This is a genomic window from Pseudomonas cyclaminis, assembly GCF_015163715.1.
Classification (GTDB): domain Bacteria; phylum Pseudomonadota; class Gammaproteobacteria; order Pseudomonadales; family Pseudomonadaceae; genus Aquipseudomonas; species Aquipseudomonas cyclaminis.
Genome location: NZ_JADDUM010000270.1, coordinates 1 through 9,925, shown reverse-complemented (window position 1 = coordinate 9,925; position 9,925 = coordinate 1). Strand labels below are relative to the sequence as shown.

Annotated in this window: 6 protein-coding genes, 2 tRNA genes and 2 pseudogenes; 6 read left to right on the top strand and 4 right to left on the bottom strand. The window is 62.0% G+C overall.

The window, feature by feature from the left end; translation table 11 throughout:
* Window positions 1-3: 3 nt before the first annotated feature.
* Window positions 4-61 (bottom strand) — tRNA-His (locus tag IQK56_RS27790).
* A 41-nt stretch (window positions 62-102) separates the two neighbouring features.
* Window positions 103-179: transfer RNA gene (locus IQK56_RS27785), tRNA-Arg, on the bottom strand.
* A gap of 275 nt (window positions 180-454) precedes the next feature.
* Between IQK56_RS27785 and folD the strand changes: the two genes are divergently transcribed.
* The gene (gene folD / locus IQK56_RS27780) at window positions 455-1,309 is read left to right on the top strand and encodes a bifunctional methylenetetrahydrofolate dehydrogenase/methenyltetrahydrofolate cyclohydrolase FolD (protein WP_095184382.1); all 855 of its coding nucleotides are present in this window, start codon (window positions 455-457) and stop codon (window positions 1,307-1,309) included.
* 206 nt (window positions 1,310-1,515) lie between these two features.
* Window positions 1,516-2,439 (top strand): D-alanyl-D-alanine endopeptidase, encoded by a 924-nt coding sequence (gene pbpG, locus IQK56_RS27775; protein ID WP_122306534.1) that lies wholly within the window; start codon window positions 1,516-1,518, stop codon window positions 2,437-2,439.
* A gap of 43 nt (window positions 2,440-2,482) precedes the next feature.
* Here the strand turns inward: pbpG and IQK56_RS27770 are convergent.
* Window positions 2,483-3,139 (bottom strand): annotated as a pseudogene (locus IQK56_RS27770) (C39 family peptidase); the annotation flags it as partial.
* Window positions 3,140-3,350: 211 nt separating this feature from the next.
* On the opposite strand from IQK56_RS27770, the gene IQK56_RS27765 reads away from it, so the two are divergent.
* Window positions 3,351-3,503, top strand: a complete 153-nt coding sequence (locus IQK56_RS27765; RefSeq protein WP_163034900.1) for a hypothetical protein — start codon at window positions 3,351-3,353, stop codon at window positions 3,501-3,503.
* Here the strand turns inward: IQK56_RS27765 and IQK56_RS27760 are convergent.
* Entirely contained in the window at window positions 3,500-3,910 is a 411-nt protein-coding gene (locus tag IQK56_RS27760) for a PA0061/PA0062 family lipoprotein (RefSeq protein ID WP_099586639.1), read from the bottom strand. The two genes, IQK56_RS27765 and IQK56_RS27760, sit on opposite strands and share 4 nt — an antisense overlap.
* Before the next feature lie 194 nt (window positions 3,911-4,104).
* On the opposite strand from IQK56_RS27760, the pseudogene IQK56_RS27755 reads away from it, so the two are divergent.
* The 3 genes and pseudogenes from IQK56_RS27755 (at window position 4,105) to IQK56_RS27745 (ending at window position 9,906) form a co-directional block, all read left to right on the top strand.
* Window positions 4,105-7,327 (top strand): annotated as a pseudogene (locus IQK56_RS27755) (efflux RND transporter permease subunit).
* Window positions 7,317-8,486, top strand: coding sequence for an efflux RND transporter periplasmic adaptor subunit (locus tag IQK56_RS27750; RefSeq protein ID WP_193863320.1), 1,170 nt, complete (start codon window positions 7,317-7,319; stop codon window positions 8,484-8,486). Before IQK56_RS27755 ends, IQK56_RS27750 begins: the two are co-directional and overlap by 11 nt.
* Window positions 8,470-9,906, top strand: coding sequence for an efflux transporter outer membrane subunit (locus IQK56_RS27745; protein ID WP_193863318.1), 1,437 nt, complete (start codon window positions 8,470-8,472; stop codon window positions 9,904-9,906). Before IQK56_RS27750 ends, IQK56_RS27745 begins: the two co-directional genes overlap by 17 nt.
* Window positions 9,907-9,925 lie beyond the last annotated feature (19 nt).

Genomic DNA, 9,925 nt, shown 5'->3' with positions numbered 1-9,925 from the left:
GACGAAGGGGATCGAACCCTCGACAACGGAGTCACAATCCCGTGCTCTACCAAACTGAGCTAACGCCCACCATATAGCGATACTTGTGCCAAAGCTGCCTAATGGCGCACCCGGCAGGACTCGAACCTGCGACCATCCGCTTAGAAGGCGGATGCTCTATCCAGCTGAGCTACGGGCGCCTTATTAATCTGTACTCTTGGAGGATTACAAACTAAGTGCTTCCAGCCTCGCAGTACAACAATTCTGCTCGACCTTCTTAACCAGTGCTAGGCTGTGCCCGACAAGTGCGACGAATAGTATAGAGGGCCTGGAAACCCGTCAAATCTTTTTTGAAAAAAATTCATTTTATTTAAGGGGTTAGGCCAATTTGCAGACCAAGCGCCTTTGCCCTCGCGCCGTGGCGTGCGAGAATGCGCGCACTTTTCCTCCCCCTCTCGATGGTTAATCACGCGTAATGACTGCACAACTTATCGACGGCAAATCAATCGCCGCCAGCCTGCGCCAGCAGATCGCCAAACGAGTCACCGAGCGCAGCCAGCAAGGCCTGCGCACGCCGGGCCTCGCGGTGATCCTGGTCGGCAGCGATCCTGCCTCTCAGGTTTATGTCTCGCACAAGCGTAAAGACTGTGAAGAGGTCGGCTTTATATCCAAGGCCTACGACCTGCCTGCCGCCACCACCCAAGAGGCGCTCACCGACCTGATCGATGGCCTCAACGACAACCCGGCGATCGACGGCATCCTCCTGCAACTGCCACTGCCCGAGCACCTGGACGCGTCCAAGTTGCTGGAGCGCATCCGCCCGGACAAAGACGTCGACGGTTTCCACCCTTATAACGTCGGCCGCCTGGCCCAGCGCATCCCGCTGCTGCGCCCGTGCACACCAAAAGGCATCATGACCCTGCTGGAAAGCACCGGTGTCGACCTCTATGGCCTGGACGCCGTGGTCGTGGGCGCCTCCAACATCGTCGGCCGCCCGATGGCCATGGAATTGCTGCTGGCCGGCTGCACCGTCACCGTGACCCACCGCTTCACCAAGGATCTGGCCGGCCACGTTGGTCGCGCCGACCTGGTCGTCGTGGCCGCCGGCAAGCCGGGCCTGGTCAAGGGGGAGTGGATCAAGGAAGGCGCCATTGTTATCGACGTGGGCATCAACCGCCAGGAAGACGGCAAGCTGGTAGGCGACGTGGTATATGAAACTGCCCTGCCCCGCGCCGGCTGGATCACCCCGGTGCCAGGCGGCGTTGGCCCGATGACCCGTGCCTGCCTGCTGGAAAACACCCTGTACGCCGCAGAAACCCTGCACGGTTAATAACCAGGCGTACTGAAAAAGCCCTGCCTTATCGCAGGGCTTTTTATTGCCCGATAAAAACCTGTTTTTTCTTAGTTTTTAAGCACTTTCGTCTGGTTTTAGAAGAACATTCGACAGTCCATCGTCCATACTCCTAAAATGTAACGGCATTTATCAAAAAAACCGTTACTCAACGGTATTTCCTACTTTTTAGCGAGTTCATCCGCGTGAAAATTCGTCTTTCTATCGTCAGCCTATTTTTTGCTTTCACAGGCACCTTTGCGCACGCCGCCGAATCCACCCAGGCACCGCGCGATCCGTCCAAACTGCAGATCGCGTCCGGCAGCGCCATGCTGGTCGACCTGCAAACCAATAAAGTCATCTACGCCAGCAACCCCGACGTGGTGGTGCCGATTGCCTCGGTGAGCAAGCTGATGACCGGCCTGATCGTGCTTGAAGCCAAGCAGAACATGGACGAGTACATCGACATCAACATCAAGGACACGCCAGAAATGAAAGGGGTGTTCTCCCGCGTGAAAATCGGCAGCGAAATGCCCCGCAAGGAAATGCTGCTGATCGCCCTGATGTCCTCGGAAAACCGCGCCGCCGCCAGCCTGGCCCACCATTATCCGGGCGGCTATCCGGCGTTTATCGCGGCGATGAACGCCAAGGCCAAGGCGCTGGGCATGACCAGCACTCACTATGTTGAACCCACCGGCCTGTCGATCCACAACGTGTCCACCGCCCGCGACCTCAGCAAGCTGCTGGCGGCTGCACGCCACTACCCGCTGCTCAGCCAGTTGAGCACCACCAAGGAAAAGACCGTTGCGTTCCGCAAGCCCAACTACACCTTGGGTTTCTCCAACACTGACCACCTGATCAACCGCGCCAACTGGGACATCAAGCTGACCAAGACCGGCTTCACCAACCAGGCTGGCCATTGCCTGGTATTGGTGACCAGCATGGGCAATCGCCCGGTGTCGCTGGTGATCCTGGATGCCTTCGGCAAATTCACCCACTTTGCCGATGCCAGCCGTATTCGCAGCTGGGTCGAGACCGGCAAAGGCGGCTCGGTGCCGGATGTCGCGTTGCGCTACAAGGCCGACAAGAATCTGAAGAGCCGCCCGAATGCGGCAGAAGTGCGTCGATAACCCGCACATAAAAAACGGCGCATCGAGCGCCGTTTTTTTTACTTCGTTCTGACAACACCTTGAGCGCCTGCGCCGCCGCCCGTTCCTGCCCGGCCTGGGCCGTCGCATTCGCCGCGTCGCGCCAGCGCTGGGTATCCACATTCGCCGGCAACTGGCTCGGACGCTGGGTGAGGATCGCCCAGTGCCCCGCGCTTGCCCACTTCGATTCAAAGTCGCTGAAGCTCATCAACAGGCGGCGGTCCATGCCCGAGCGCAGCAACACCGTGCTTTTCTGCTGATTGAAGCCCACCACGACCACATAGTGCGCATCCGACCACAGCCCGCCGCCGACGCGCGCCATCACCGGATAACCCGCCGCCACCTGCGCCAGTACGGCCGTCAGCCTGGCATCCAGCGGATACACCATCAGCCCGTACTCACGGGCCAGCACCTGCATGTTGCGCTCCAGGTCCGCTTCGCCGCCCGGTAACCGCAGCGGTTTATCCAGCAAGCCCGGTGTCATGACAATGCCTTGTTGCGACAGCATGCTGGCTAACGCCGTAGGACCGCTCTGATAAGCCTCGCTGCGAAAGGTCGGCACACCATTGAGTTCGACGCGCTCCGGCAAGCCCGGCAGTTTCGACGGATGCCCGGAACAAGCCGCAAGGCCCATGGCGCAGGCCAGCAACAGGGATGATTTAACGTTCGACCGTAACCGCAATTTTTTACTCTCTTGATCAACTGCCGGTAAGGGTCCTGATCATAGGGCGCCACGCCACGCGGGTATAGCCCAAAACCGGGGTCTGGCGGCTGGGATAGAGCAAACAAGTTGGACGAACACGACCATTGGTCAATAGCAGGCAACCGCCGGGTAGCTAGACTGTCCATTGAGAAGACTGTGTGTGCCCCCTGCGGGGCAAAAGGAGGCCTGAATGAGCCTTGCAACAACGATTGTGATGTTGATCTGCGGTTGGCTGGCGGTAGCCGGCGCCATGTTGTGGGGGGTGTTACGCATTACCCGTCGGCACCATCACCCCCACGTCAAACCGGCCAAGCCGCTGAAGGCTGCGGCACACCACGCCTAGCCAGGCATGCAATTGAAGTCCTGAGTCGCCGCGACTTCCTTGCCGTGGCCATCCTTCAAGGATGCGCGCACGGTCGTGCCCAGGCTCGACTCCACCAGCGTGTAGTGTTCACCCGCCTTGAAGCCCTGGTACTCGACACGGCCCTGGCAGTCCCGCTGGTTGTCGTCGCCCGGCTCCTCTTCGTAAAGCGTCACGTCCAGACGATGGTCCCCCGGCGTCACCTCGAAATAGCGCCCGTCATCCACGCGCTTGCCGTCCACGCGCTCGGCCAGCAAATCATTCGGCGCCTCCTCCCGCAGACCAATCCAGGCCTCACTCGGGTCCGCCTTGGGGATCGGGCCGGCGCACGCCGACAGCAGCAATACGGCACCGAGAGCAGGGATCAACAACAGTGGTTTAAGTGACATGGCAGGGCTCCAAAAAGACGATGTGTCCGATGGGTGACAAGCTTGGCCAGCAGCCCTGTATAGAACAAATGAATCCATATGAAACGATCTTCAGCCCTTACCTAAATGTTCCTTCACCTGGCTGAAAGGTGCGTGTTAGGTGGGTCGGGCAAGACTGCCGGGGTTTGCAATCCTGCTCCCTCGGAGGTTCACGCATGCTCGGGCTGGTAAAGACCGCACTGCAAAAGCCCTACACGTTTATCGTGTTGGCCATATTCATCTGCATCATCGGGCCGATGGCGGCCCTGCGTACCCCCACGGACGTGTTCCCCGATATCGGCATCCCTGTGGTCGCCGTGGTCTGGCAGTACAACGGCCTGTCGCCGGACGCCATGGCCGGCCGGGTGATCTACACCTACGAACGCTCCCTGAGCACCACCGTCAACGACATCGAACATATCGAATCGCAATCCCTGCCCGGCATGGGCATCGTGAAAATCTTCTTCCAGCCCGGCGTCGATATTCGCACCGCCAATGCCCAAGTGACCGCCGTGTCACAAACCGTACTCAAGCAGATGCCACCGGGCATCACGCCGCCGCTGATCCTCAACTACAGCGCGTCCACGGTGCCGATCCTGCAAATGGCCTTTTCCAGCCCGAGCCTGTCGGAAGCCAGGATCCGCGACCTGGTGCAGAACAATATCCGCCTGCCGTTAAGCGCCCTGCCCGGCCTGGCGATGCCCACGCCGATGGGTGGCAAGCAGCGGCAGATTACCCTCGACCTTGACCCGCAGGCGCTGGCGGCCAAAGGCCTGTCGGCGCAGGACGTGGGCAATGCCCTGGCCCTGCAGAACCAGATCATCCCCGTGGGCACCGCCAAGCTCGGCCCTAACGAATACACAATCCTGCTCAACAACAGCCCCAAGGCCATCGATGAACTCAACGACCTGCCGATCAAGACCGTCGACGGCGCGTTGATCACCATCGGCCAGGTCGCCCACGTGCGCGACGGTTCGCCCCCGCAGACCAACATCGTGCGTGTCGACGGCCATCGCGCCGTGCTGATGCCGGCGCTGAAGAACGGCAGCATCTCCACCCTGTCGATCATCGACGGCATCCGTGGAATGCTGCCGCGCATCAATGAGACGCTGCCGCCGTCGCTCAAGACTTCCCTGTTGGGCGACGCCTCGGTATTCGTCAAACAATCGGTGGGCAGCGTGGCCCAGGAAGGCATCATCGCCGCACTGCTGACCAGTGCAATGATCCTGCTGTTCCTCGGCAGCTGGCGCTCGACCCTGATCATTGCCGCCTCGATTCCCCTGGCAGTGCTCTCGGCCATCGCGCTGCTGGCTGTCAGCGGGCAAACCCTCAACGTCATGACCCTCGGCGGTCTCGCGCTGGCGGTGGGGATTCTGGTGGATGACGCCACGGTGACCATCGAGAACATCAACTGGCACCTGGAACAAGGCAAGGCGGTGAAGACCGCGATCCTCGACGGCGCCGCGCAAATTGTCGGCCCGGCGTTTGTCTCGCTGCTGTGCATCTGCATCGTGTTCGTGCCGATGTTCACGCTGCAAGGCATCGCCGGTTACCTGTTCCGGCCGATGGCCCTGGCGGTGATTTTTGCCATGGCCAGTTCCTTCGTTCTCTCGCGCACATTGGTGCCGACGCTGGCGATGTTCCTGCTCAAGCCACACACGCCGGAGCAAGGTGCGGGGCATCATCCGGAAGATGAATTCATCAATCACCATGAGGGCGAGCAGCACTCCAAGCCACGTAATCGCGCGCTGCAAGCAGTGCTGAATTTGCAGCAGGGTTTCGAGCGCCATTTCTCGAATATTCGTGACACTTACCACGGCCTGCTGACCCTCGCACTGGGTCATCGCAAGCGCTTTATCATCGGCTTCCTGGCCTGCGTGCTGGCGTCGTTCCTGCTGCTGCCAAGCCTGGGCCAGGACTTCTTCCCGGCCACCGACGCCGGCGCCCTCGCCCTTCACGTGCGCCTGCCGCTGGGCACGCGTATCGAGGAAAGTGCCGCCGCCTTCGATCGCATAGAAGCGCGGATCCGCGAAGTGATCCCGGCCGAAGAACTGGACACCATCGTCGACAATATCGGCATCCCGCTCAGCGGTATCGACATGGCCTACAGCAGCAGCGGCACCATCGGCCCCCCAGGATGGCGACATCCAGGTCAGCCTGAAAAAGCACCACGCGCCCACCGCCGACTACGTGAAAAAACTGCGTGAAGCGCTGCCGCAAAGTTTTCCCGGCAGCCACTTCGCCTTTCTGCCCGCCGACATCAGCAGCCAGATCCTCAACTTCGGCGCACCCGCCCCGCTGGACGTGAAAATCTCCGGGCGCAACGATGCCGAAAACCGTGCGTACGCCGTAGAACTTGAGCGCCGCCTACAACATGTGCCGGGCATTGCCGACCTGCGTATCCAGCAGTCCACCGGCTACCCGTCGCTGCAAGTGAATGTCGACCGCCTGCGCGCCAACGGCCTGGGCATTACCGAGCGCGACGTGACCAACAGCATGGTCGCGTCGCTGGCCGGCAGCTCGCAAACCGCGCCGACCTTCTGGCTCAATCCGGCCAACGGCGTGTCGTACTCCATCGTCGCCGCCACCCCGCAATACCGCCTCGACAGCCTGCCGTCGCTGGAAGCGCTCCCCGTTACCGGCGCCGACGGCCAATCACAAATCCTTGGCGGCGTGGCGACCATTTCTCGCGTGCAAAGCTCGGCGGTGGTGACCCACTACAACATCGAACCGACCCTGGACCTGTACGCCAACGTGCAAGGCCGCGACCTTGGTGGCGTGGCCCGCGACGTGCAAAAGGTGCTGGATGAGACCGCGGCCCTGCGCCCCAAAGGCGCAACGATCAGCCTGCACGGGCAGATCGACGCGCTGCATGAAGCCTTCAGCGGCCTGAGCTTCGGCCTGCTCGGGGCGGTGGTGCTGATCTATCTGCTGATCGTGGTCAACTTCCAATCCTGGGTCGACCCGTTCGTGATCATCACCGCGTTGCCGGCAGCATTGGCGGGGATTGTGTGGATGCTGTTCCTCAGTGGCACCTCGCTGTCGGTGCCCGCCTTGACCGGCGCGATCCTGTGCATGGGCGTGGCCACCGCCAACTCGATCCTGGTGGTGAGTTTCTGCCGTGAGCGCCTGGCCGAACATGGCGATGCGTTGAAAGCCGCATTGGAAGCCGGCTACACACGCTTTCGTCCGGTGTGCATGACGGCCCTGGCGATGATCATCGGCATGTTGCCCCTGGCGCTGTCCGAGGAGCAAAACGCGCCGCTGGGCCGTGCGGTGATCGGTGGCTTGATCTTCGCCACGGTCGCCACCCTGTTGTTTGTTCCCGTGGTCTTCAGCCTTGTCCACGGGCGTCACCCTACTCGCGCAGTTGCAGGAGAAACCCCACATGTCGTCTGATCACAAACCCTCGCGCAAGCGCCTGATGCTCATGGGTGTCGGCGGCCTGACCCTGGCCGCCGTGTTGGTCGCCAACGGCCTGCATGCCCGTACGCTGCACGAGCAATCGGTGACGGCGTGGACCGAGACCGCCGCCATTCCCCAAGTGAGGGTGTTCCAACCACAACGGAACGTGGCCGGTGATACCTTGCGCCTGCCTGCGCACCTGGAGGCGTGGAGCAAAGCGCCGATTCATGCGCGGGTCAGCGGTTACCTCAAGGACTGGAAGGCGGATATCGGCAGCCAAGTCAAAGCCGGACAAATTCTCGCTGAAATCGACAGCCCGGACCTCGACCAACAACTGGCGCAAACCCACGCACGCCTGGTGCAGGAACAGGCCAACGCACGCCTCGCGGCGACCACCGCGACGCGCTGGCACAATCTGCTGGCGAGCCACTCCGTATCGCGCCAGGAAGCCGATGAAAAAACCTCCAACGCCGCGGCCGCCAACGCCAATGCCCAAGCCGCTGCTGCCGACTACGCACGCCTGTCGGCGCTGGAAAGCTACAAGACAATTCGTGCGCCGTTCGCCGGGACCATCACCGCACGCAACACCGATATCGGCCAGTTGATCAAAGCCGACAGCGACAGCGATCCGGAGTTGTTCAACATCGCTGATACGCACCAGTTGCGCCTTTACGTCCCCGTGCCGCAAAACTACGCGGCCGTGATCCACCCCGGCCTGGAAGCCCGGCTCACCGTGCCCGAACACCCTGGAGAGCACTTCAAGGCACGGCTGATTGGCGACTCCACCGCCATCGATCGCCGCTCCGGCACCCTGCTCGCGCAGTTCGTGGTGGACAACCCCGACGACGCGTTGCTGCCCGGTGATTACGCCGAAGCCACGCTGCCGATTCCGGCCGACACCCATGGCGTCAGCATCCCCGCCAGCGCGCTGATCTTCCGCGCCCAAGGCACCCAAGTCGCGCGACTGGACGGACAGAACCACGTGCACCTGCAAACCATCCACATCGGCCTCGACCTGGGCGAACGCCTGGTGATCGACCAGGGTCTGAAACCTGCCGACCGCGTGATCGACAATCCGCCCGACGCCCTGCGCGAAGGCGACGCCGTGCAACTGGCCGTTGCCGCTGGAGGTGCCCATGCGCCCAAGGCTTAAACCGCTGGCGGCGCTGGTGCTACTGGCGTTGCAAGGCTGCTCGATGGCGCCCACCTACAAAGTGCCGTCGATCGACCTGCCTGCAAATTACCGCGAACGGACCAGCGATGGCCCGTGGCACAGCGCGCAACCGTCCGATCAACCGGCGCCACAAGGGTGGGCGCTCTACCACGACGCGCAACTGGATAACCTGCAACAGCAACTGCTCACGGCCAACCCGGACCTTGCCGCCGCCTTGGCGCACTTCGATGCGTCCCAGGCCTATGCCAGCCAATTGCATGCCGGACTGTTCCCGCAGATCAGCGCCAGTGCGCAGCCGTTGCGCCAACGCCAATCGGACTCGCGACCGCTGCGGGGCACGACGCAGCCTTCGGTGTACAACAGCAACACCGCGGGTTTCTCCCTGAGCTACGACCTGGACCTGTGGGGCAAAATCCGCAATCAGGTCGCGGCGGGTGATGCCCAGGTGCAAGCGTCCGGCGATGATCTGGCCGTGGCACGGCTGAGCCTGCAACATCAACTGGCGACCCTGTATGTGCAGCTCAATGGGCTGGATGCACAGGGCCGGATTCTCAATAACTCGCTGGAGGATTACAGCCAGGCGCTGCAACTGACGCGCAGTCGTTACGCAGGCCAGATCGCGTCGGAACTGGACCTGACCCGTGCGCAAAACCAACTGGCCGAGGCCAAGGCGCAGCGGGACGAAGTGCAGGGGCAACGTAACCTTACCGAGCATGCCATCGCAGAACTGGTGGGCGTGGCGGCGAGTGATTTTTCACTGCCGCCCAGCCGGCAGTTGATCGCGCTACCGCCGATTCCATCACAACTGCCGAGCCAGTTGTTGCAACGACGCCCGGATATTGCGGCGGCAGAGCGTCGAGTGTTTGCCGCCAACGCCAACATCGGCGTGGCCAAGGCCGCCTGGTACCCGGACTTCAGTTTGACCGGATTGATTGGCGGGCAGACTCAAGGCGTTGGCAACCTGCTGTCCGCTGGCAATCGCTATTGGGCGTTGGGGCCGCTGATGAATGTGCCGATCTTCGACGGCGGACGCTTGAGCGCCAATGAACGCCAGGCCAAAGCCGAGTTTGAAGAAGCCTCCGCGCACTACCGCAGCCAGGTGCTGAAGGCCATCCGCGAGGTCGAAGACAACCTGGCGCAACTGCGGGATTTGCAGCAGGAGGCCCAGGATGAACAAGCGGCGGCGGATGCAGCGCAGCACACCCAGGCGCTGGCAATGAACAGCTATCAGGCGGGGGCGGTGAGTTATCTGGATGTGGTGACGGCGCAGACAGCGGCGTTACAGGCGCAGCGAACGTTGCAGGCGGTGCAGACGCGGCAGTTGCAGGCGAGTGTGGGCTTGGTCACAGCCGCCCTGGGCGGCGGTTGGCAGCCTGGCGCCGACCCGATGGCTCCGTAGCTGACCCACCGCCATCGGG